Origin of the sequence: Kordiimonas sp. SCSIO 12610 (assembly GCF_024398015.1) — a bacterium.
Lineage (GTDB): Bacteria > Pseudomonadota > Alphaproteobacteria > Sphingomonadales > Kordiimonadaceae > CANLMI01.
Genome location: NZ_CP073747.1, coordinates 754,650 through 777,715, shown reverse-complemented (window position 1 = coordinate 777,715; position 23,066 = coordinate 754,650). Strand labels below are relative to the sequence as shown.

General features: G+C 48.3%; 20 protein-coding genes. 6 read left to right on the top strand and 14 right to left on the bottom strand.

What is annotated here, in order from left to right:
• Positions 1-54: 54 nt before the first annotated feature.
• A complete protein-coding gene (locus KFF44_RS03585) occupies positions 55-972 on the top strand; it encodes a hypothetical protein (RefSeq protein WP_255937344.1) in 918 nt (305 codons plus the stop codon).
• 47 nt (positions 973-1,019) lie between these two features.
• Here KFF44_RS03585 and KFF44_RS03580 read toward each other — a convergent pair whose 3' ends face one another.
• The 7 genes from KFF44_RS03580 to KFF44_RS03550 all read right to left on the bottom strand — a co-directional run bounded on the left by KFF44_RS03580 (position 1,020) and on the right by KFF44_RS03550 (position 10,437).
• Positions 1,020-2,312: an amidohydrolase family protein gene (locus KFF44_RS03580; protein WP_255937342.1), complete on the bottom strand. Its 1,293-nt coding sequence runs from the start codon at positions 2,310-2,312 to the stop codon at positions 1,020-1,022.
• On the bottom strand, positions 2,309-3,688 hold the full coding sequence (locus KFF44_RS03575) for an amidohydrolase (protein WP_370691139.1): 1,380 nt from the start codon (positions 3,686-3,688) through the stop codon (positions 2,309-2,311). The genes KFF44_RS03580 and KFF44_RS03575 overlap by 4 nt, the downstream gene beginning before the upstream one ends.
• A 223-nt stretch (positions 3,689-3,911) precedes the next feature.
• A complete protein-coding gene (locus KFF44_RS03570) occupies positions 3,912-4,298 on the bottom strand; it encodes a hypothetical protein (protein WP_255937336.1) in 387 nt (128 codons plus the stop codon).
• Complete coding sequence (locus KFF44_RS03565) at positions 4,299-5,213, bottom strand: SDR family NAD(P)-dependent oxidoreductase (RefSeq protein WP_255937335.1); 915 nt, start codon at positions 5,211-5,213, stop codon at positions 4,299-4,301.
• 178 nt (positions 5,214-5,391) lie between these two features.
• Positions 5,392-6,945: a peptide MFS transporter gene (locus tag KFF44_RS03560; protein ID WP_255937334.1), complete on the bottom strand. Its 1,554-nt coding sequence runs from the start codon at positions 6,943-6,945 to the stop codon at positions 5,392-5,394.
• Between the two features lie 258 nt (positions 6,946-7,203).
• A complete protein-coding gene (locus KFF44_RS03555) occupies positions 7,204-9,156 on the bottom strand; it encodes a prolyl oligopeptidase family serine peptidase (protein ID WP_255937332.1) in 1,953 nt (650 codons plus the stop codon).
• A 60-nt stretch (positions 9,157-9,216) separates the two neighbouring features.
• Positions 9,217-10,437 carry an MBL fold metallo-hydrolase gene (locus KFF44_RS03550; RefSeq protein ID WP_255937330.1) on the bottom strand — a complete coding sequence of 407 codons (1,221 nt, stop codon included), beginning with the start codon at positions 10,435-10,437 and terminating at the stop codon, positions 9,217-9,219.
• A 187-nt stretch (positions 10,438-10,624) separates the two neighbouring features.
• Here KFF44_RS03550 and KFF44_RS03545 point away from each other — a divergent pair, with 187 nt between their 5' ends.
• The 3 genes from KFF44_RS03545 to KFF44_RS03535 all read left to right on the top strand — a co-directional run bounded on the left by KFF44_RS03545 (position 10,625) and on the right by KFF44_RS03535 (position 13,803).
• Complete coding sequence (locus KFF44_RS03545) at positions 10,625-11,593, top strand: fatty acid desaturase family protein (protein WP_255937329.1); 969 nt, start codon at positions 10,625-10,627, stop codon at positions 11,591-11,593.
• Positions 11,594-11,640: 47 nt separating this feature from the next.
• The gene (locus KFF44_RS03540) at positions 11,641-12,870 is read left to right on the top strand and encodes a serine hydrolase (protein WP_255937328.1); all 1,230 of its coding nucleotides are present in this window, start codon (positions 11,641-11,643) and stop codon (positions 12,868-12,870) included.
• Between the two features lie 75 nt (positions 12,871-12,945).
• Positions 12,946-13,803, top strand: a complete 858-nt coding sequence (locus KFF44_RS03535) for a GyrI-like domain-containing protein (protein WP_255937327.1) — start codon at positions 12,946-12,948, stop codon at positions 13,801-13,803.
• Between the two features lie 14 nt (positions 13,804-13,817).
• Here KFF44_RS03535 and KFF44_RS03530 read toward each other — a convergent pair whose 3' ends face one another.
• The 7 genes from KFF44_RS03530 to KFF44_RS03500 all read right to left on the bottom strand — a co-directional run bounded on the left by KFF44_RS03530 (position 13,818) and on the right by KFF44_RS03500 (position 20,863).
• On the bottom strand, positions 13,818-14,399 hold the full coding sequence (locus KFF44_RS03530; protein ID WP_255937326.1) for a Rid family hydrolase: 582 nt from the start codon (positions 14,397-14,399) through the stop codon (positions 13,818-13,820).
• A gap of 102 nt (positions 14,400-14,501) precedes the next feature.
• Complete coding sequence (locus tag KFF44_RS03525; protein ID WP_255937318.1) at positions 14,502-14,771, bottom strand: hypothetical protein; 270 nt, start codon at positions 14,769-14,771, stop codon at positions 14,502-14,504.
• A gap of 97 nt (positions 14,772-14,868) precedes the next feature.
• Entirely contained in the window at positions 14,869-15,537 is a 669-nt protein-coding gene (locus KFF44_RS03520; RefSeq protein WP_255937317.1) for a hypothetical protein, read from the bottom strand.
• A gap of 68 nt (positions 15,538-15,605) precedes the next feature.
• Positions 15,606-17,057, bottom strand: a complete 1,452-nt coding sequence (locus tag KFF44_RS03515) for an amidohydrolase family protein (RefSeq protein WP_255937314.1) — start codon at positions 17,055-17,057, stop codon at positions 15,606-15,608.
• Between the two features lie 75 nt (positions 17,058-17,132).
• Positions 17,133-19,157: a TonB-dependent receptor gene (locus KFF44_RS03510; RefSeq protein WP_255937280.1), complete on the bottom strand. Its 2,025-nt coding sequence runs from the start codon at positions 19,155-19,157 to the stop codon at positions 17,133-17,135.
• A complete protein-coding gene (locus KFF44_RS03505; RefSeq protein WP_255937279.1) occupies positions 19,138-19,575 on the bottom strand; it encodes a cytochrome c in 438 nt (145 codons plus the stop codon). The genes KFF44_RS03510 and KFF44_RS03505 overlap by 20 nt, the downstream gene beginning before the upstream one ends.
• Entirely contained in the window at positions 19,562-20,863 is a 1,302-nt protein-coding gene (locus tag KFF44_RS03500) for a sorbosone dehydrogenase family protein (protein ID WP_255937278.1), read from the bottom strand. The genes KFF44_RS03505 and KFF44_RS03500 overlap by 14 nt, the downstream gene beginning before the upstream one ends.
• Positions 20,864-20,966: 103 nt before the next feature.
• Between KFF44_RS03500 and KFF44_RS03495 the strand changes: the two genes are divergently transcribed.
• Both KFF44_RS03495 and KFF44_RS03490 read left to right on the top strand, forming a co-directional pair.
• Positions 20,967-21,644 (top strand): nitroreductase, encoded by a 678-nt coding sequence (locus tag KFF44_RS03495; RefSeq protein ID WP_255937277.1) that lies wholly within the window; start codon positions 20,967-20,969, stop codon positions 21,642-21,644.
• Positions 21,635-23,050 (top strand): protein adenylyltransferase SelO family protein, encoded by a 1,416-nt coding sequence (locus tag KFF44_RS03490; RefSeq protein WP_255937276.1) that lies wholly within the window; start codon positions 21,635-21,637, stop codon positions 23,048-23,050. Before KFF44_RS03495 ends, KFF44_RS03490 begins: the two co-directional genes overlap by 10 nt.
• The last annotated feature ends 16 nt before the right edge of the window (positions 23,051-23,066 follow it).

Below are 23,066 nucleotides of genomic sequence, written 5' to 3'. Positions count from 1 at the left end.
CATCCAAATCATTATTACACCAATAGTTAATGAATAAAGTCCGGGGGCGCTTTTATGGCACTTACACAAAATCAACAAACCCTATACGCAGAAATCACTCGCCTTGTCGGTGAATATTTTATCAAATTGGCACATGATAGGAACGATCAGGGGCGTGTATGGTGTGGTGAATCACCTTGGGAAATGTCTTGTTTTCTGTTAGAAGATATAGATGCAATAGAATATCCTGATTTAGAGAACGACCATAATACTGGGGTTATTGTATTGTCACTCGATGAAATGACATCTAGGGCACTACGGCTCAAAAATCTTAGAGATATTGATTATTTTTTTGCAATAGACTGTTTTTTCGATTTCGTTGATTTCTATCAAACGCCCATTACCTCAAGAGATACATTCATAGCACCAGACACTCTACTGCGCGTGCTCGATGCTTTTAGTCTCAATGGATACTGCAAGAAAACTCAGGAAAGCCAATATTGTTGGAATACAAAAATTGACAGGTACATGTGGACCAGTGGTGCACGAAGTCTAAATTATAAGTATTTCACTAACCCTGATCAACTTCGGGCGAGCGTGAATGATGGGCTTTTTTCGGATTTAGAGCGTGAAAATTTATCTAAAGCTATAGAAGATCATATTCACTTAGTAGATAATGAGAAGAAACTGTTTGCCTCTTTTGTGAAGAAATGCGTTTCCAGTCGGCCCGATGATATTGATGAACTCATCAAAAAACAATTCATTGAGAATGAAAAAGCACCAAACAAAAATCTCAGTTTTATTAAGTCACTGGAACAAAAACGTGAATGGGCAGCAAAAAGCACTCTCATGGAAACAATGTTTCGCGGCGAGTGGCTTCCCAAAGATGGCCGCGAAAATAAAGACCGTCGAGTCTGGGGTTATAATCCACTAGATACTGCAATAGTAAAATCATTGACGTCAGAAATAAATTGGAACGTATTCTCAGAATAACAAAAAGCCGGATAAAACCCGGCTTTTCATGGCTATTTATCGTGTACCTATTTCTTGAACTGCGGCGAGCGCGTTAGGTCAAGATAACGATCCCGAAGCCTTGTCTGACGACTAACAAGCTCGATCTGATCGCCTTTGATCAATACCGCTGTTGGGCTTGTCATGACCTCAATCGGATCACCGTCCCAAACGACGATATCAGCGTCCTTACCTGCTTCCAGCGTGCCATAGCTATCCGACAGGCCAAAGATTTCAGCGGGGCCCACAGTCATCGCATCCATCGCAGCTTCCCATGACAGGCCATTTGATACCGCGTTGCCAGCATTCTGCGGCATCAAGCGTGCATTATGGCTGCCTTTGCCTGTGATCGCGATCGTCACACCCGCCTTTGCAAGGCGACCAGCATTGGTTTGCGTGGCACCAAGTGTCTCGAAACTCTGCGGTAGTGATTCCAGTGCATCAAGAACAACAGGAATATCGGCTTTCGCAAGCTCGTCCGCGACACGCCATGCCTCAACACCCTCGTTCAGGATAACATTGAAACCAAAATGCTTCTTCAGGCGAATAACCTGCAAAATATCAGCGGCGCGGTTCGCCGTTACCATAAGGCTGGTTTTACCGTCGAACAGGCGCTTTAGGGCCTTGGCCTCAGCAGATGGTTTTTTCTTTTTGCCATCTTTCTTTTCGGCCTTTTCATCACCTTTAGCATCCGCTTCCGGCTCAGGACGTGCGTCCTCAAGCTTGGCATAGATTTCCTGCCATAAGGCTGCGCGGCTACCACCTGCTTTGCTGGCTGCCCCTTCGCTAATCTGAAGGCCGATATAGGCACCCTGTTTTTCAACAAGATCAAACCCGTTACCAAGGTGAATAACAGCACCTTGACCAAGCCAATAATCCTTGGTGTTTGTCAGGCCAGTTACCGCGCGGGTAATCCCTTCAATCCGCGTTACTGGTATGAGCGTGCTTGATGGATCAATTGCATAGGTAACATCTAGGCCGATAGTGTTTTTGGCACTACCTGCTGTCGCGTCATTCAAACTACCCGATAATGGTACTTCCGTAAGGCCAAGCGTGGTGCCTGTAGCCATCAGGCCAACAGTAACCCACTGACCGGATGCGTCAATAACACGGTAACCGGATGGCACATCACCGCCCGCCGTAACCGACGTAATCTTACCATCAGCGACAAGAATAGTTGCATTTTCAACCTTGCCTTTGCCGCCCTTCGTGAAGGCCGTACCGCCTGTGATGGCGATATCCTCGGCAAACACACCAGAGAGTGAAGCACCTGCAATTGCAACGGCAACAGAGGCACCTTTCAATGTTTTCAGGATACTCATTCCACGTCTCCTTCACCCGGTTGACCAAGCTCAAAGTCCATCACTGGGTTAAAGTCCGGGTTCGTGCGGTCATAAACTGGTGCACCGTCAACAAATGTGACCTCTGCACTTGTGTACACACTGAACGGATCACCGTCCCAAAGGACAACATCCGCGTCCTTGCCCTTCTCAAGCGTGCCGGTCATTTTATCGATACCAAGCGATTTCGCAGGGTTTAGCGACAGCCATGTCCATGCTTCGGCCTTTGAGATATCCAGACCAACCTTGCGTCCGTCCGCGAGCGCTTTCGCAGCCTCCTGGTTCAAGCGCTGGATGCCTTCTTCACTATCTGAATGCACGATCGCACAGGCACCAGCCTTGTGGACAAATGGGATGTTTTCACGGATACCGTCATAGGCCTCCATCTTAAAGCCCCACCAGTCAGCCCACATCGCCGAACACACATTGTTTTCAGCAAGCTTATCTGCGATTTTATAGCTCTCGGTCGCATGCTGGAAGCTTGTGATCTGGTAATTAAATTCCTTCATCACGTCTAACATGGTGCCCATGTCGTCCGCACGGTAACAGTGCATATGCACCAGAATATCACCCGCAAGGATACCCGCCATTGTTTCAAGGTTAATATCACGCTTTGGTGGCAACACATCTTTGCCTGCCTTGAAATCGCGCTCATATTTATCCCATTCGCGCTGGTAGGCCTGTGCGTCCGCGAACGCCTGACGGTATCCCGCTACGTTCCCCATACGGGTGTAAGGGCGGTGAAGCGTTGGGTTGTTTTCACCTGTTCCATAAACCCGCTTTGGGTTTTCGCCGCACGCCATCTTGGCACCGTAGGGTGCGCCCGGGAACTTCATATCCTGCGCCACGCGGCCCGGTACGTTCTTCAGCGTTACCGAGCGACCACCCACAAGGTTCGCAGACCCCGGCAAAAGCTGAAGCGCGGTGACACCACCCGCTGCCGCGCGCACAAAGCCCGGATCCTGCGGCCAGTTTGAGTGCTCGACCCACACATCAGCGGTTACAGGTTCGCCGATTTCATTACCGTCCGCATGAGACTGTGTGCCCGGGCTTGGGTACACACCCAAATGGCTGTGCACATCAATGATCCCCGGCGTTACCCACTTACCAGTACCATCAATCGTGCGAGCACCGCGGGGTGCCTTAAGGTTTTTACCAACGCGTTTAATTTTACCGTCCTGCATCAGAACGTCAGCGCCTTCCATGAGGCCGCCCTTGCCGTCCAGAACGGTTGCGTTTGTAATCAGCGTTGGAACGCTCTCAAGCCGTGTGTAGCTCGATGGAAATGGATCTTTGTTAATGGTAACCAGCTCGCGCTTTTGAGCGCCTGCGCTACCTGTAATGCCTGCCGCGAGCATGCTCGCAGCCAGTACCGACACGGCCAATCGCCCGCGCGGCTTTTTGAAAATTGTCATGAAATGACCTCCCAGTTATGCCCCATTCTAGATCGGTAAAGGCAATCTATGCCTCATCCCACCCGATCTTCAAAAAGAGACTAACAATCAAGGTAAGAAATGTCACGAGGGAGAATCAGACCAGAAAAATTAAACCGAAACAATTTTAACCATTAGGTCTGTATGTTTATAAAGTAATCCTCTTGAAATACGCCTCACCTTTATGAGGAAGATCGCGAATTTGAAAGCCTGTTTTTAGCAAATGACTTCGTAGTTTAAGATTCGGGTCCACACAATTTACAGCGTGCACGATGCAATCAATATAATCAACTTTCTTCAATCCGGCTATTCGGCGTGCAATACGGTTTATGGCTGGCAAAACACCCTCCCCGCCACCATCTATTTGCGCCAACTCTATTACTAACGAATTTGATTCGATCACAAATTGACCTAACACCTCAGCAGTACCAACTTTGACAACGATAGGGCGATCAATTAAAACCAAAGCATCATAGATTTCCTCGGGCCATTTGAGTATTTCATCAAGCATAGCCCCCTCGATCTCAATTGACATTTAACTCGCCCCAAATTCGCCGCACCATTCTTCGCTCATATCCCAAAGGCGCTTTGCTGTGTCTGGGCTTGCGGCCTCTTTGGTCATTTTCTTTGGTTTACAATCCGAGAAATAGACACCACCAATGTCGCCCATATCTGCATAAGCTGCACAGTAAACGGTTGTGGCAGCACCCTGCTCCGGGTTTTTTGTAAACGGCGATAATAGTTTCATCGCAATGGTACCGATCATGGTGTTGCGCGCGATCCCAGTTGTGATCATCGTGCCCGGATGCAACGAACAAGCGGTGATTCCCTCGCCCGCATAGCGGTGATTAAGCTCGTTCGCGAAAAGCACATTGCATAATTTTGCCTGCCCATAAGCGGTCATGAAAGCATAATTATCTTTAGAGAGCGGGAATTTATCGAAATTGAGTTTTGCGGGTTGCCTGTGGCTTTCGCTCGCGACCATGATAACGCGCGTGCCCTCGCCCAAAGCCGCCGTTTTCAGCTTTGGCATCAACAGGCTGGTCAACAGAAAATGCCCGACATGGCAAACGCCAACCGTCATTTCAAAACCATCCTCGGTTTCACGGTAATCATTATGGATCACACCCGCGTTGCAGATGAGCGCGTCAATTTTTGGTGCCTTCAGGTTACTTGCGAACGCACGAATGCTTTCAAAGGAGGCGAGATCAAGCGGCATAGCGTCCCCTTTTGCGTCAGCAAATTCCGCCTTCACACGCGTGATTGCGTCCTTACCTATTTCCATATTCCGGCAAGCAAAAATAACATGCGCGCCCTTGAGGGCAAATGACCGGGCCGCCTCAAAACCGATCCCGGTGTTGGCACCCGTGACAATCATGGTTTTGCCGGATAAATCCTTGCCCGAAAGCACCTGATCTGCCGTTGTGTTTTTCCCAAATCCGTGCGCCATATTTCCATGCTCCCTAATCAATACTCAAATCATATAATCAGTGTCGCAAGCATGCGCGCGCGTGACAAGCGATAAATCCGCGCCAACACAGTTCAAAGTTCATGATAACAAAGAGTTCAGCCATAAAAAAAAGCGGGCCACAAGGACCCGCCTTCCAATTTCAAACTGTGCAAGGTTTCTAGTGAACGCCGTGCATATGTTTTTTCATGAGTGGTGTCAGGGCAAAAATCGCCACCGCCACAACAATACTGACGACCCCGATCGTATGATAAACAGATATTGTTGCAACGATATCTAACTGACCAGAGTCAGCACCGTGGCCACCGCTACCTGTTAAGGCACTAATCACACCAGCAAGGTTGTTACCAAGAGCCGTAAACAGGAACCATGTTCCCATCATCATACCAACGATATGCGTAGTGCTTAGTTTCGTTACCATTGAGAGACCAACAGGGCTTAGGCAAAGCTCTGCCATCGTGAAAGCAAAATAGATAAACACAAGCCACATGAAGCTTTTTGTTGTGCTTTCATCAAGCGACATGCCCCAAGCAAAGACAACATAGCCAAGGCCGATCAAGAGCATTGAAATACCAAATTTTGCTGGTGTTGATGGTTCAATACCCTTCTTGGATAGAGCAACCCAAAGCCATGCCATAACGGGCGCAAACAGGATAATAAAGCCTGGGTTCATCGATTGAACCTGTGATGCCTGAATAGTAAACAGACCAAGAATATTAAGATCAAACTGTTGATCTGCTAACAGTGTTAAACTGGCCGCCTGTTGCTCAAATAAGGCCCAAAACACCGTCTGAACAATGATCAATGTCAGTGCAACAAAAAGCTTTCCACGTGCTTCTTTTTCACATTTATTCAAGCCGTAAACAACGATGATACCAACCATAATGGCACCAACCAAAAGCACTAACCCAGTCACCAGTTCCTGATACTGCATCATAAACCAGCTAACGATAACCATCAGGATACCACCAAGGTAAATCATATTTTCCTTGTTGATGCCTGCAAATGCAGTCTCTTTCAGCACCTCTGGTGCTGGGGGCTCGGCGCGGCCATCAAGGAATTTTTGACCATATAGGAACACCAACAGGCCGAAAAGCATACCAATACCAGCGAGGCCAAAACCATAGTTCCAGCCATGGACTTCGCCGACATACCCAACAATGATTGTTGAGAGTACTGAACCCATATTAATCCCCATGTAGAAGATGGAGAAACCACCGTCACGGCGAGGGTCTTTCGGGCCATATAGTGCACCAACAATCGTTGAAATATTAGCTTTAAGGAACCCAACACCCGCAATGATTAAGGCGAGAGCCAGGAAGAAGATATTGAGATAAAAGTCGCTACGAACAACTGTATCGCCGTCCATATAGGCTTGAGGGCCATGGAAAGCCATTAGGCCGTGCCCTGCAACCAATAGAATAGCGCCGTAGGTTACCGCTTTGCGGCTACCCAAATATTTATCGGCAAGGTACCCACCGATAATCGGCATCATATAAACAAGCCCCGCATAGGCACCGTATATCAGGCTTGCTTTTTCAGTACTGAATAAATGATATTTCACCAGATAGAGAACCAGAATTGTTCTCATACCGTAGAAGGAAAACCTTTCCCACATTTCGGTAAGGAAACAAATTGATAGGCCGATTGGATGGCCCAAAAGTTCGCGCTCCTGTGATCCTTCGCGCATATCATCGGTAACTGTGTCGGTCATATATACCCCTTGTTGACTGTTTTATCCCGCTATCAAACAGCCTTGATGCTGGATAGCGTTCAAATTCCTTAACTCTCTGTTTTAAGGGCCCACATCCCTTAAAACGCCCCCTTTAAAACTTCCGGTGCATTAACACACCAATTAAGCGGTTAACAAAGCATAGATATCCTGATCAGCAAAGTAAAAATAGCCTAACAGATTTGTTCACAAGACAGATGCCGGAGGCCATAGAACGCATCCTGCCTTGATTTTCAGGGCCTATTCGGGCGTTTTCCCGATATTCTGCTCAAGAAACCGAAGGGCGTTTTCATAATAGGTTTTGCGAAATCGTGGGTGTCTTAATTGATGCTCCGCCCCCGGAAGGACGATAAATTCATAATCACTTCGATTCTGTTTTAAAACAGCCGCCATCAATTGACCGTGCTCAAACGGCACGTTGGCATCATTGGTGGCATGCAACAATAAAACTGGTCTCTTCAAGCGGTTCGCCAGATAGAGCGGCGACCTGCCTCTCATGATACGCTGCGATAACCCTCCCTGGATACGCGGCGTGGTTAAAAGCGAAAACCTACGACCAGACAGGTAATTCACCAGATGCGGGATCGATGTGACCCCATTAAGACTAACCGCACATTGAAACAATTTGCGTTCTGTAATCACACCCATCAGGGACGCATAACCGCCATAAGAACCACCGATAGCGCACAATTGGTCCTTTTCAACATACCCTTCGCGGATCAACCATTTGGCGGCGCTTGTGATATCATCCTGCATATCATCGCCCCATTCGCGGTATCCGGCCTTGCGCCATTTTTCGCCAAAACCACTGGACCCCCGAAAATTCGGTTGCAGAACCACATAGCCATTTGAGGTTAAGAGATTTAACAAGGCATTATATTGTTGCCGCGACCGCCGAACAGGCCCACCGTGGATCAGTAAAACCCCCTTACCAGAGAGCTTGAGTTTCCCCTTTTGGTCCTTTGGCACACTAAGAACACCCTGCATTTCTGCCTTGCGTGAAATCGGGATAGAAACCGCGGTTGTGCGGTGAAAATCGTCATAAACGCTGCCTTCAACCCCCATCCCGTCAATTGGGGTTAAAGCATCGCTTTCCGTATCATGCAGAAAGTACCTTCGTGGATGCCGCTCACTTCTTAGCTGGAACAAGCCCTTATTGTGGCCCGTATAGCCGCCAACAAACCATAGGCTTGCGGTATCATCAACCGGGCGCCTTTGCAGCTGCTTTAAAATTGTATCATGTGACGTCTTAAATTCTTCATCCAGAAAGATTTGTTCATTTTGAAGATCAGAATATGTAGCAGCAATCACTTTGCGCCCATACCCATCAAAAACAGCGCCTTCAATGTCATAGGTATCATTGGCAGCAAGCTTTTCCAAAAGTCGGCCAGTCTCCAAATCTGCATACCAAAGGGCACGTTTGTCCTCACCTTCATTTGAGATAACAACCGCTCTGTTTTGCTGTGCATCCACACTCAACATTATGTAGGATGGGTCCTTAAAAACATCATTCTCATGGATTTTACGCCAGCCGCCCTCGCTATCGCTCACATAAACCTGATGTCGCCTGGCACGGTACCCTTCCCCCGCCAGCACTCGTCCATTAGGTGCTGCCCACCAGCGGATTATCGGCCTCCATGCGCCAATGATTTTTCGGGAAGTACCGTCATCCACATTCACTTCATAAACGGCTGGGTACCCCTCAACAGTTGGGTCCTCCCACTGCATCAGAATTCTGGAGGGGTCATCCGGTATCGCGCTTAGTAAAACCGGGAGTAGCTCATCAGGCCTTGGCCCCCCGCCGATAAGGGGATCAATAAGCGGCCTTAGGCGTTGCTCGCGCGCATTATAGAGCACCAAACCCTTTTCCTTTAAAGACAGGAGTAAATGCCCGTTACCGACCCATGTTAGCCAGTTTATTTCGCTCCTGACATAGGGGAGCGCCTCAACTAAACCATTTTCAGCATCCTTTGCTTCCTCAAAAATAGGATGTGACGTTGACCAGACATAAACCCTTTGTTCCTCGCCTTCTGCAACCAGTGCAGAAAGAAAATCTCCATCCATTGAAAGACTGACACCAGCAAAAGGACGATGGGCGCTAGAGCGAACCAAAAGCTCAGTATCCGCGTTTACAGAAAACGGCATTGAATTGAGCAAAAAGAATATGGCAATAAAAAACAGACTTCTAAGCATAACCTATCCTACCACGCCCTATATTCATCTGAAAATAAAGCTTTCGTTGGATGTATAAAATTATTGCTTAACCGCTGATGTACCGATCAGATGATCAACCTTTGTTGACCAAACGGGATAAGTGTCTGCATTCTTCCATTCAGTATCAGGCCACCATTGTTCCCACCGCTTTTCAGGGTCATCCGAAGAACTCGGCACAAAGGAACCACCGATTTTAGGAATATAGATTTCCGTGCCCGTTTTATCTGCGGCCTCGATGACCCGCTCAATCGGTTCTGTCCAACTATGGAAGGCAAGGTCAAACATGCCCCAATGCACAGGGATCATCACCTTGCCCCCAACCAGTTTATTCGCAATGATTGCCTGCTCGGGCCCTAAATGATTGTCGCGCCACAATGGGTTATAGGCCCCTGCTTCAATGATCGAAACATCAAAAGGCCCAAGCCGTTCGCCGATATCCACAAACCCGTCATGCATGGCGGTATCACCACTATAGAAAACAGATTTTTCCGCTCCCTTGATGGCCCACCCAGCCCATAATGTTTTTTTGGTATCGCCCCTGAACACAGCCCGTCCCGATGAATGACGGGACGGTGTTGCCGTTAGCGTAACACCGTCCAGATCAACACGGTCCCACCAATCAAATTCACGAATAAATGCGGGGTCAATATTCCATTTTTGAAGGTGCGCCCCGACACCAAGCGGCACAAACCAACGCGTATCTTTTGCCCCCAATGCCTTAACCGTTTTCATATCCAGATGGTCATAGTGATCATGCGAAATCAAAACTGCATCAACGGGCGGCAGGTCTTCAAGCGCAATCGGTGGCTCAAAGAAGCGCTGCACCCCAAAGGGAAACGGGGATGCCCGCTCGCTCCAGACCGGATCAATTAAAAACCGTTTACCTTCAATTTCAATAAGCAGAATAGAATGACCAAACCATGTAACCCTGAGGCCATCAACCGGCGCGGTTTCAAAATCACTGCGTTTTCGCCTTTCCATCGGAACCGGATTATCAGGCCTGCCAAGGGGTGACGCATCAAAGATCAGCCCCTTGATCATTTTTGAAAAAACCACTGGTTCCTGCACTAAAACATTTTGAAACCGGCCTGATCCCCACTGCGGTGATTTGGAGATACGCTCTAAATGCGCATCTGTGGGGCTTGCGCCCATCGTTTCTTCGGCTTGAAAGTATAAAATAGCAAAGGTTGTAGCCCCCAGTAAAACAAGCGCCAGAAGCCCCCGCAACACCCAAATACTTACACGCTTCAAAACTATCATATCATAGACCCTGTAGGGGTTATATCCGCACAAACATGCGGTTCTCGTACATTATGCGCCTCGCTTTTAAGCACACCATGCACGCAAGACAATTCATTATTCGTTTCAATTCTGCCTTTTATTACTGGCAGGACAGAGCCATATCTGCAATAATGTTTGTGATTAATAACCGACAATGGTTCTTTAAATGGTGAACGATAGTACTGATATCAAGCCCAAAACCGCCACAGGCTCCACACAGTGGCAAAGCCTGAAACCAACCGATATTGTCACGACCGAGCAATCACATATGCTTCGGCAGCGCTCTGATTGGTGGGGGTTTTACCTGATCCTCCATGCATGGGGCATTATCATTGGGGCGACCTTATTGTATGCGCTTGTCCCCAATATTTTCACTTTCCTGATTGCAATTATCCTGATCGGCGGCAGGCAACTTGGCCTTGCGATCCTGATGCATGAAGGCAGTCATGCCATGCTCTTCAAATCGCGCATACTTAATGAGCGCATCACCACATGGTTTGCCGCATGGCCAATGATTATCAATATGCAGGAATACCGCAAACGCCATATGGCCCATCATCGTTTTACCCGAACCGATAAAGACCCAGAAAATTTTCTATATACCCCCTTCCCCGTAAAACCAGACAGCATGATCCGAAAGGTGCTTAGGGACCTAACCGGTATTGCATTCCTGCGAGGGCAAATAGGCTTATTCCGTGCTGTTGCAGGCGAAAAGGAAGGGCGTTTTACGAGGATAAAAGCCTATTACTCGGGGCCCATTCTGTTCAATGCCGCGCTTTTGGCCATTAGCGCACTTATGGGGCGCATTGATCTGTTTTTCCTTATGTGGCTTCTTCCGATGGCGACTGTGCAGCAATTATTTGTTCGTGTGCGTAATATCGCAGAACATTCGACCATGCCGGACCTTGAGGACCCATTAAAAAACAGCAGGACCACGCTTACAAACATAGTAGGCCGCGCCACCTTCGCGCCCTATTGGGTAAACTATCATATCGAACATCATATGATGCCATTTGTTCCATGCTACCGTCTGAAAACTCTTCATGAAATTATGATTGATAAAGGGTTTGGTGAGCGTATGGAAATTCAAAAAGGGTACTGGAACGTGCTGAAGCTGAATGCCTCAGCGCACTAGAATGAGAGAGGAAAAGCCAGATTTCTGGCTGTTATGAGGGGAACATCATGAAAAAAATTATCATCGGCATCTTGGTTGCCGTTCTGATCGGTGGCGGATATTTTCTATACCGTGGTTACGACACATTAAGCCAGTTAGCGGCTTTTTATGACCCTGAAAATATCACCACCAATTTCCGTGCAGTTCACAAAACCTTCCCCCATAGTGTTGTGAAGGCGGGAAATACCCCCTATGCGCTTAAATACGCAAAAACCAATCTGCCAGAAACCTTTACCTTCAATGGTGAAGAACGGTCTGTGCAGGATATGCTGGAACTCACGGGCACAACGGGGTTCCTTGTCATGAAGGATGATACCATCCTGTTTGAAGACTATTATCAGGGTGAACGCGAGGATGATCGCCATATCCTGTTTTCAGTAACCAAATCCTTCATTTCTGCGCTTGTTGGCATCGCGCTTGAGGAAGGCAAGTTCGACAGTATCGAAGATCCGATCACCAAATATGTACCGGAATTAACGGGCTCTGCCTTTGACGGTGTAAGCATAAAAAATATCCTGCATATGTCATCGGGCGTTGCCTTTAACGAGGACTATGCAGATCTGACATCAGACGTGAACCGCATGAGTGCGGTTATCGGCCTTGGTGGGTCGCTGGATGATTTCACCGCAGAGCTAACGAAAACGGCGTTCGAACCCGGCACATTCAATGATTATGTCAGCGTGAACACCCATGTTCTCGGCATGCTTCTATCCCGCGTTACGGGCGAAAGTGTTACGGATTATCTGACCCGAAAAATCTGGCAACCGATTGGGATGGAATTTGATGGGTATTTTTCCGTGGACGGTGAAAATGTAGAAGTGACCATGGGCGGTTTGCAGGCAAGCCTACGCGACATCGCGAAAATGGGCCGCCTATACCTGCATAAAGGCAACTGGGACGGCACTCAAATTGTGCCTGAGGCATGGGTTGACGCCTCCATGGACACAAGCGCCCCCCACCTTGCACCCGGCTATAATAACCCGAAATCTGAAACACCGTTCGGGTATGGTTACCAGTGGTGGATACCTGTGGAACCTCGCGGTGATTTTTATGCAGCAGGGATTTATCATCAGTTTATCTATGTTGACCCTGTGAATAATATCGTCATCGTCAAAACCTCTGCCAACAAGGGTTTCAATGATCCGGCGAACAAAAACCAGAAAGAAATTCAGTCGGTAATGTTCCAGCAGATCGCCGCCGCGATGGGTGGAATTAACGACACTGAAAAAGGCGAATAAATAGCAAGAACAGTCAAGTATCCTTCCGTCCCTTATGGCATATCAGGTGCGTCAGGACGGAAGGATAAGCCTATTATGAAGCCCGAAAATCAGAACCGCATCAGCGCCGCCGTTACAAATTCCAGCGAGCAACCTAATCTGGATGAATTAGCGAAGAATGCTGGCATATCGAAATATCATTTTCATCGCTTATTTTCTGGCTTAACAGGCATTGCTGTTCAACGTTATATGCGGCTCGCGCGGATGAAGCGCGCTTCATTTCAACTTGCTTTCAGAACATGGCAAAGCATAACCGATATCGCGTTTGATGCCGGTTATGAAAACGCAGAATCCTTCTCTCGTGCCTTCAAACGTGAATACGGGCAAACACCCACTGGTTTTCGAAAAGCCCCCGATTGGCACACCTGGCACACTCTTCACAGTAACATTCAAGACTTGTCAGGACAGAATATGCAGGCCATTAGCTCAGACCATGTAGATATTATCGATTTTCCAGAAACACAGGTTGCAGTGCTTGAGCATCGCGGTGACCCAAGCTTGCTCAAAAACTCAATCGCAAAATTTATTGGCTGGCGGCGGGCGAACAAACTCCCACCCAAAAGGCACGCAACCTTTAACATCCTGTATGATGACCCGGCTATCACGGCAGATGCAGACTATCGGTTCGATCTCTGCTGTGCGGTGACCAAAGACTTCAGCGACCCTGAGCACGGGATAATCATGAAATTCATACCAGCAGGCAGGTGTGCAAAAATCCGTCATGTTGGCCCTGATCACCTTTTGGATCAGAAAGTACGATACCTGATAGGTGACTGGTTCCATACATCAAGCGAACTACTGCGTGATTTCCCGATCTTTTTTGAACGTGTTAGCTTCTTCCCGGAAGTTCCAGAACACGAGATGACCACGGATATCTATCTGCCGCTGGAATGAAGTTATTCAGGCGGCTAGCCTTCAGGGTCATAAACCGTCAGCTCGATTTCAACGAGGCCTTTGTCGGGAAAAAGGGCTGTTGAACCAATCGCTGTCCACGCGGGGTGGGGTTCACCGATAAATTCGTTTTTCACCTCGGCGACCACCTCAACTTGTGCAACCTTATCAATCGTGATCCAGGGGCTATCAAACACATGAAATGTCTGAATTTTTACCGTCTGATTAATATCAGCGCCAGCCGCTTTGATCGTTGCAGCAATGTTTTCAAAAACCCGTCGCACACTTTCCTTGAATTCCTCACGGCCAATGGGCTTATCGCCCGCAAACGCGCCAGCGACAACACCCGATAAATAGATCGTATCGCCTGCCCGCACCGCAGGAGAGAAATGAAATTTACTGTCATAGATAAATTTCCTCTGGCGCTCAGTTGCCATAATCGCGGTTTTACCATGACCAGAAACGATCAGGTCCTTTGTCGGTGCACTATCTGTTTCCTGCGCCTGAACAGCCAAACTCATAGTCGCAGCAGCCACGGACAACAGAAAAATTCCTAATTTATATTTCATCATTCCACCCCATGTTGTTGCTGTTTTCATAGTTAATCTAGCAGAGGTAAAAGAAATAAAAAAGCCGGGCAAAACCCGACTTTCGTTTAACTGAATATTTCACTGCTGATAATGCCAGCGGTATCCAAGCGCTTATTTCTTTACTTCGGGCACTGGAACATTGCTGGTGCGGCAGCCATAAATCGCCTGACCTTCATCATCGCTTGTTACCACAAACGCGGTCATATTGGATGGGCATCCAAAGGATACTGAGTTACCGTTCGGCAAAGAAGCGGTTACAGCATCCCCGTTCCAACTATCACTATGATGGCGATACCGGCCATTGCCTTCATCAACGCGAATAGAACACGCACCAAGGGCAAACACGGTTGCAGCAAGCGCCGCAAACTTAACAAGTTTCATTGATTTTCTCCTGTCGTCATAAACTTTTGTTTTTATAATGACAGAAATATCATGGCCTAAATTCTATATCAAGTTGAAATATATCAATTTGATATAATTATTTTGACTCAAATTGAAAAGCCTCAGTGCCATCAGTTCGGCAACCAAAAGCAACACTTTTTTCCGTTGCGATAATATTGTCAGACTTAGGAATAAAGTCTTTGATAGACCCATTAAAATCCTTTAGCGGTGCATCCACTTTGTGGCGTACAAATTCAGTATGAAAACCCTGAAAGCCATCCGGACAGTCCCATTTTGTCCCTTGATCAATAAATCCTGCCTTAGTTGCGGATAAGGCAATATTTTTTTGATTTAGAACTGTGTGACCAGCATTAAACCATCCCTCAGGAAGGGCATTATTGATCACCTCCATGGATTTATGAAGATGTGATGTAAAACCGATATCCTTTGAATGACAGATAAAAGCTAAATAGACCTCTTCTTTGTCTTCGGTTTCCAGATTATCATAATTCCGTTCTGTCCGGCCATTATCAGTAATCCGTTTATCCACCGAATTGATGTTCGTAATCTGGTATTTCTGGACCGCGGACTCAGCATAAAATTGATAAGGTTCAGGGCATAAAATACTGTCTTTATCGTCAACACTAAAATAATCATCATCAAGCAGCTTCTGATGCTGTATCTGAGTTGAGTAAGTATATATAATACCAGGCTTATCTTCCGGTTTATCCTGAAATCCCGAAAGCATTAAACCCGCTATAATCAAATATACTTTCCGCATCATACTCCCCATGTTCATAACGTCTCTATGTTTTCCGATATAGGATCAAACCTTTATCGCTCTGCGAGTGCTGCCTTGATCTCACTCGCTTTCTTATTCGCAGCCTCGATCACTGATGCTTCGTCAAGGATTGTTACCTTGCCGTCTTCCATCAAGACCTTGCCCTCAATAATATTGGTCACGACATCCGCCGCGTTCGCAGCATACACCAGATGGGAAATCACATTATAAAGCGGGGTCAGGTGCGGCCGGTCTACGGTTAGCTGGATCATATCCGCGCGCTTACCAACCGCAAGCGTTCCAATATCATCTTCCATATCAAGGGCAGCAGCGCCCAACGAGGTCGCCATCCGAAGCACATCGCCCGCTGGCATTGCCGTTGGGTCGCCGCTCGTTACCTTATGAAGAAGCGCTGCCATCCGCATTTCTTCCCACATATTCAAATCATTGTTGGATGCCGCCCCATCAGTGCCAAGACCAACCTTCACTCCGGCTTCGATCATCGCAGGCACCGGCGCCACGCCCGACGCAAGCTTCATATTGGATGTCGGGTTATGAACCGCACCGATTTTGCTGCCAGCCAGCATCTTAATCTCGTCTTCATCCGGATGCACCACATGGGCCGCCGCCATCGGATGATCGAGCATGCCAATATCCGCCACATGGGTCACTGGGCGTTTACCATAACGGTTTTTGATGTCCTCGACCTCGGTCGGGCTTTCCGCAACATGCATCAGGATCGGAACACCCTCGTCCTTAGCGGCTTTCAGCACTTCTGCCAAATGTTCGGGCGAAACGGTATAAGGCGCGTGCGGCGCAAAGGCAGGTGTAATCCTCGGGTGCGCTTTTGCCTTCATATCCTGTACAAATTGGACACCAGCCTTCATGCTATCATCCCAGCCACCAAAACCGGGGCTTGGGAAATCAATCATTGGCGCACCAATAATCGCGCGCATACCGCATTCATCGACCGTATCAACCGCAGTTTTCGGATAAAAATACATGTCAGCAAACGTGGTGGTGCCGCCCTTGATCATCTCTAGGCAGGCAAGGCGCATGCCGATTTCGACAAATTCCTTGTCTACGAAACGCCCCTCCATTGGGAAAATATATGTCTGAAGCCATTCCATCAGCGGCAGATCATCCGCGAAGCCGCGTAAAAGCGTCATTGCGGAATGTGTATGCCCGTTAATCAGGCCGGGCATTAAAATCCGGCCGTCGCCAGAGATAGTTTTAATCGCATCATAGCTGATTTCAATTTCGCTCGCGGGGCCAACAGCTACAATTTTACCGCCTGATACGGCGATTGCACCCTTTTCGATAATGCCGTTATTTGCACTATCCAGATTTTCCATGGTCAGGACATAATCGCCGTAAACGATTAGATCGACAGGTGGGTTTTCTATCCGGCTTGTCACGCTGTTTTCCTCTGCTATCAGGCAAGATGACATAAAAACCCCTGCACAAATGCCAGCAATGCTGTTCACGATTGCCTTGATCTTCATTGTCATCTCCCCATTTTTTATTTTAAGTGTCAGCAGCTTATGAAATGGCTGCTGTTCATATTCTGTCAGTCTCTATCAGAAGCGTGCTTCAACACCAATCCGCCAGAAACGGCGCTGTGCGATTGTTTCCAATCCGGTTGTCGTCACGCCCGAAATAACTTCCGCGTCAAACAGGTTTTCAATCGCCCCTGTTAGCGTGATGCTATCCGTTACCTTAAAGCCAATGTTCGCATTCACTGTGAAAATATCATCAAGGCGGCGTTCGTTCAAATCATCATCAAACTGGCCAGAGCTATAGCGTGCTTCAAGCGTCAACCAACCGAGTGAATTGGTGTGACGCGCAGCAGCATAAACAACATGACGCGGTGTTTGAACCGGGCGGTTACCGATCAAATCGGGATTGCCTGCAAAGCGAACAATTTCAGCATCCGCATATTGATAGCGACCAATCAATGTCCAGTTACTGAGCACATCAACTTCACCGTTCACTTCAAAGCCATCGATGCGCGTACGGTCAATATTTGCGCGTTGGCGCAGCACACCACCCGCTGGAACGAACCCACCAAGCGGAAAGAAGCCGGGTCCAAAGGCAACAGTTACGTTACCGACGCCGTCTTCCAACCAATTGCGGTAATAAGTAAAACTACCGCGCACTGTATTCAGCGGTTCATAGTCGAGGCCAATTTCGAAACCATACAGTTTCTCGGGAACAAGGTTCGGGTTGGCTTCTGTAATATCGTTTACAACCCGAAACGGTCTATAGAATTCATTAATCGTGGGCAGACGCCAGCTGCGGTAGGCCGCTGCTTTCAAATCAACCGCAGGGCTGATTTCGTGACGCAGACCAACACGGCCCGAAAATTGGAAATCTCCCTGATTAGGAACATCATCATTTCTGACTTCGCTGCCGTCCTCAATGTTTGTTTCCACACGCGAACCGTTATACGTACGATAGCGATCAAGACGGGTCGAAACTGATAATTCACCCCAGCTTGCTTCATGCAGATAATCAGCAAACACACCGATCGTCCATTGATCCCCACCTGCAACACGGAGGCGTGTAAAACCATCGCCGAGGTTTCTAAATAGCTCGTTGGTTTCGCCGCTAGCGCGACGTCCTTCGATACCAACCTCAAGCGCGTCAAATTTTAACCGCGCAAGGATACCACCGCCCGAACCCGGCACATCAAACTGATTGAGAACAGGGCGTTCGGTTGTGCGCTCATCGCGCGCGCTTGAGAAAATATTCGAGAAATCGTTGGTACGGTAATAGGCAACCACTTCCCAGTCAGGGCCGTCTGCTGCGTCATGGACGAGGCGAAGTGATGCGTCAACACCGTCGGTTTCATTCAAGGCAGTCGTAAGGCCATTCGTGCGATTTTCGCCGTAATACCGCACGGTGAAGAAAGCATCTGTCGCCTCTGATAGCTCGTATGCACCGCGAACGCCGATGCGTTCTGCATCACTTGCGGCACGAACATCAATGGGACCACGCTGTTCTTCAGACAAAAGAAACGCACCGTCCGTTTCAAAATACCCGCCCTCGAAGGTGATATACCCCTTATCACCAACAATGCTCGCGGCACCGTTCAGGGAATAGCTTTCAAAAGCACCATATTCAGCGGAAACAAAGCCGCCAGTTTCTTCCGGAACAAAGGACGTAAGTGCAACCGTGCCAGCAAGGGCCTGCGGACCAAACGCACTTGCAGATCCACCCTTTAGAACGCGGGCTTCACCGATAGAACGCGGATCAATTGATGACCAGTAAATCCAGCCACCAAAAGGATTATTGAGGGGCACACCGTCGAGCGTAACGAGCACACGGCCCGCAGCGTTCGCGCCAACACCGCGAAGCGAAAGCCCCTGTGTGGTTGGATGCGCTGTTAAGCTGTTGGCGCGGCGAAACAGGCCAACCCCTGGCACTTGCTTTAAGACTTCATCAAGGCGAAGTGCTGGCTGAATTTGTGTGTCGATCACAGTAACCGACTGACCAACTTCCAAAACGGGAAGCCTGCCGCCGGTAACATTAATTTCTTCGATTTCTGCATCCGCGAACGCACCGCTTGATGCAAGGAGTGGACTAATTGCGCTTGCGCTCACTAGCAACGTCTTGAGGAGTGACTTTGCCGCCTGTGTTTTCAAAATTGGTACGTACATATGTTGCTATCAACGCTATCTGTTCATCTGTTAAATACTCAAAACCGGGCATTTCGTTTTCAAACTCGCTGGTTCCCGGTTCTACTGCTTTACTGCCTTTAAGGATCATCTGTATAACGCCGCCCTTGTCGCCGTTAGCGCGCGGGCTCCCATAAAGTTCAGGCTGCATGAACGGAACGCCGCTACCGTCAACCTGATGGCAGACACCGCAATTTTCCTCGTAAAGCGCCTTACCAAGGTCAATTGTAATCTGGTCTTCTGCCTGAGCGTAAGATGATAAAATGGTGAGGGCCATTGCAAAAGCCCCCATCCCCATACCAAGGTATGCCATTGTTTTTTTATCCTTATTATTTTCCGTCATAGGTTACTCGCCACACACGGCCACCAGACATCAGGCTTGTGATATAAAGCGCACCATCAGCGCCTTCAGCCAAGCCCATTGGACGATGCTTGGCATTACGCGGGGAACGAATTGGGCCTTCGCCAGCAAAACCGTCCGCGAATGTCACCCAATCACCAGACACATTGCCCGATTTATCAAGCGGAACATATACAACGCGGTAACCCTGTTGTGGTTCAGGTGCGCGGTTCCAGGAACCATGGAAACCAATGAAAGCCCCTGTTTTATATTCTTCCGGCAGGCCTTCGCCCTTCACGAAAATCAAATCATTCGGCGCCCAGTGTCCAGGGAAGCCAATAAGCGGCTTCTTACCTTCTGTTGCAACGGTTTCACCGTCGCCGCCATATTCAGGGCTAAGCATGCGCTCGCCCTTAAACTGATCATAATAACTGTATGGCCAACCGAGGTTATCCCCCTCTTCAATCCGGTGAAATTCTTCGGCAGGTAACTCAGCACTTGCTTTAGCGTCAAACATTTCAGGATAGAAACTATTAAGCTGATCGCGGCCATGCTGCGCTATATAAAGCGCATCTGCATAAGGGTTCCAATCCAGCGCATTCACATTCCGGTGCCCAGTTGAATAACGATAGCCGTCCTTCACTTGGTCCTGACCCGGTTTGCTAGCGTCAAAGCGCCAGATACCGCCGTGACGCTCCAGTTCAGGGCATGGTTTTTGACCAGGAGAGCCCTTCTTGCGGGTTTCAACCATACAGTTGTTTGATGGCACACCCACATTCACATACATGTTGCCTTTTCCGTCAAACGCCATCGGTTTGTTGGCGTGTGCACGCTGCGCGGGAAACCCGCTTACAATCACTTCAGGTTCACCCTTTGGAACCGGCCCGTCATCCAAATTCCAGCGAACGATCTGAAGGTCTTCGCCGTAATAAAGCCAGTTATCAACAATATGAATGGCGGTTGCGACGCGGCCTTCGGCGAAATAATGGATTTGATCAGCTTTACCATCGCCGTCATCATCCTTCATGGCGACACCGCCCATTCCGTCCTTGGAGCGGAACATGGGTGAGTAAACCCAGCCATCTTTGCTGACCGTAATATGGCGCGGTGTGCCAACGCCGTCTGCAAATACTGTTGCCGAAAACCCTTCGGGTAGACGAATACCTGTTTCCGCATTAATTGCAGCGCTTTCGTCAACGCCCTTTGCAGGACCAGACGCATGGGCCACATTCCCTGCCAAAATGGTTCCAGAAACTAAGGCTGTGATTAGCGCATATTTTTTGAAGGTCATGGTTCCTCTCCCGAGCAAAATTATATATTTCCACCGAATCCCAAAATTTAGATTAGCTCTATCGCTTTTTACCCTTGTCAGGCAAGCTAAGAACGCTAAATGAATGAAGGTATCAAATGAAAGTGATAACAAAGGCGTGATTATGACCAGTGAAGATAGTAAAAGTGAAATCACTTTAAACAAAAGTAATCCTGAAACACTGGATGTGTTGATGACGCGCCGATCTGTTAAAGCGCGGGATATGGTCAGTCCGGGTCCTGATAAGGAAACGCTGGATAAAATCCTGAACGCTGCCATCAGGGTCCCTGATCACGGTAAACTTACACCGTGGCGCTTCATTGTGCTTGAGGGTGCAGAGCGTGAGAAACTGGGCGACCTGATCGCAAATGTGCTGATTTCAGAAAATAACACCAGTGAAAAAATCGCAGAAAAAATGAAGGGTTATGCAACACAGGGCCCGACGCTCGTTGTTGCCATATTCAGCCCATCAAACGAACGCCCAATTCCCATATGGGAGCAATGGCTGTCAGCCGGAGCCGCCTGTCAGAACATGCTGATTGCTGCCACTGCGCTTGGTGTAGCAAGCCAATGGTTAACAGGCTGGGCGTCGACATCACGCACTGTCGCAAGCGGGCTCGGCCTCAGTGAAATGGAACAGATTGCAGGCTTTATCTTCTTTGGCACTCAGAAGGAAGCCCCCGAAGAGCGGCCACGCCCAGACCTTAATGATCGCGTCATTTTTGGCATGCCTGACCCAAGCGAGGCAGCGGGATGCCAGTAAGCGACAATTATAAAGGCGAGAAAGCGTTTCTTGAGCTTGGCGAAGGGTTTGCAGATGAAGTACAGGCAGCAAATTTTCCGCAAGCCATTTTGCGTTACCGAAATGACCGTGCTGCTGCTTCTGTTGGGTTATTTGAATTAACCGATGGCGAATGGATCAATCATTTCGCCCGCTTCAAACCCTTGCCCGATAACCTTCAAACGCCACTCGCCCAGCGTTATCACGGGCATCAGTTTCGAAACTATAACCCCGACATCGGCGATGGCAGAGGGTTTCTGTATGCACAAATGCGCGACGATCAAGGCCGTTTGATGGATTTGGGCACCAAAGGGTCTGGCACCACGCCATACAGCCGTTCGGGCGATGGCCGCTTAACACTAAAAGGCGGCGTCCGCGAAATTATGGCAAGCGAGATGCTTAATGCGCTTGGCGCATACACATCTGATACTTTATCAATCATTGAAACAGGGGAACGTCTGGTACGCGGTGACGAACCATCCCCTACTCGATCCGCTGTTATGGTGCGCCTAACCCACGGGCACATCAGGATCGGCACATTCCAGCGCCATGCCTATTTTTCTGACAAAGACCGCATAAATACGCTCATCGATTATTGCCTCAAACATTATTATAACGAGATGCCGTTTGGAAGCCCAGCGGACCGGGCCTTATTATTTCTGGAACGAGTGATGGAACGCGCAGCCGAGCAAGCCGCTGATTTGATGGCCGCAGGCTATGTGCACGGTGTTTTAAATACCGACAATATCAATATTACAGGGGAAATTTTTGACTTTGGCCCCTGGCGACTTTTGCCAAATATGGACCTAAGTTTCACAGCAGCCTATTTTGATGAACAAGGTCTTTATGCCTTTGGTCGGCAAGCCGATGCACTACACTGGAATATATATCAGCTTGGCGGGGCCCTCGCTGATATTGCAGAAGAAGCAGACCTGAAGGCAGTGCTTGCCAAATTTCCAAGCCTTTATTTCACAGCACTTCGGGCCCGATTACTGAACCGCATGGGGGTAAAGGCCAAAGATGATCAGAGCGATGACGCTATGCTCAAACTCGTGAATGATTATATGATTACTGAAAAAGCCCCCTATGAACGCTTTTTCTATGATTGGTATGGAGGAAAGCTGGCGGAAACACGGTACCGCAAAAGCCCAGAAGAAGGGAAATATCTTGATGGCAAATATGATGAAATGCGTGCCGCCATCCTTTCCTATTCTCCTCGAAATCCAAATTTCGTCGATCACCAATATTTTAGAAACGGAAAACCGTGCACGTTTCTAATCGAGGAAGTCGAAGCCATCTGGAATGAGATCGCACATCACGATGACTGGCAACCTTTATATAACAAGCTCGATCAAATCAAAATCATGGCCGACGCATTAAGCCGCTAAAATATTTACCCTAGAA

Bases quoted from the DNA above. Each gene is read 5' to 3' on its own strand.
- KFF44_RS03585 (WP_255937344.1), top strand. From the start codon at position 55: ATGGCACTTACACAAAATCAACAAACCCTATACGCAGAAATCACTCGC.
- KFF44_RS03580 (WP_255937342.1), bottom strand. From the start codon at position 2,312: ATGAGTATCCTGAAAACATTGAAAGGTGCCTCTGTTGCCGTTGCAATT.
- KFF44_RS03575 (WP_370691139.1), bottom strand. From the start codon at position 3,688: ATGCTCGCGGCAGGCATTACAGGTAGCGCAGGCGCTCAAAAGCGCGAG.
- KFF44_RS03570 (WP_255937336.1), bottom strand. From the start codon at position 4,298: ATGTCAATTGAGATCGAGGGGGCTATGCTTGATGAAATACTCAAATGG.
- KFF44_RS03565 (WP_255937335.1), bottom strand. From the start codon at position 5,213: ATGGCGCACGGATTTGGGAAAAACACAACGGCAGATCAGGTGCTTTCG.
- KFF44_RS03560 (WP_255937334.1), bottom strand. From the start codon at position 6,945: ATGACCGACACAGTTACCGATGATATGCGCGAAGGATCACAGGAGCGC.
- KFF44_RS03555 (WP_255937332.1), bottom strand. From the start codon at position 9,156: ATGCTTAGAAGTCTGTTTTTTATTGCCATATTCTTTTTGCTCAATTCA.
- KFF44_RS03550 (WP_255937330.1), bottom strand. From the start codon at position 10,437: ATGATAGTTTTGAAGCGTGTAAGTATTTGGGTGTTGCGGGGGCTTCTG.
- KFF44_RS03545 (WP_255937329.1), top strand. From the start codon at position 10,625: ATGGTGAACGATAGTACTGATATCAAGCCCAAAACCGCCACAGGCTCC.
- KFF44_RS03540 (WP_255937328.1), top strand. From the start codon at position 11,641: ATGAAAAAAATTATCATCGGCATCTTGGTTGCCGTTCTGATCGGTGGC.
- KFF44_RS03535 (WP_255937327.1), top strand. From the start codon at position 12,946: ATGAAGCCCGAAAATCAGAACCGCATCAGCGCCGCCGTTACAAATTCC.
- KFF44_RS03530 (WP_255937326.1), bottom strand. From the start codon at position 14,399: ATGAAAACAGCAACAACATGGGGTGGAATGATGAAATATAAATTAGGA.
- KFF44_RS03525 (WP_255937318.1), bottom strand. From the start codon at position 14,771: ATGAAACTTGTTAAGTTTGCGGCGCTTGCTGCAACCGTGTTTGCCCTT.
- KFF44_RS03515 (WP_255937314.1), bottom strand. From the start codon at position 17,057: ATGAAGATCAAGGCAATCGTGAACAGCATTGCTGGCATTTGTGCAGGG.
- KFF44_RS03505 (WP_255937279.1), bottom strand. From the start codon at position 19,575: ATGACGGAAAATAATAAGGATAAAAAAACAATGGCATACCTTGGTATG.
- KFF44_RS03500 (WP_255937278.1), bottom strand. From the start codon at position 20,863: ATGACCTTCAAAAAATATGCGCTAATCACAGCCTTAGTTTCTGGAACC.
- KFF44_RS03495 (WP_255937277.1), top strand. From the start codon at position 20,967: ATGAAGGTATCAAATGAAAGTGATAACAAAGGCGTGATTATGACCAGT.
- KFF44_RS03490 (WP_255937276.1), top strand. From the start codon at position 21,635: ATGCCAGTAAGCGACAATTATAAAGGCGAGAAAGCGTTTCTTGAGCTT.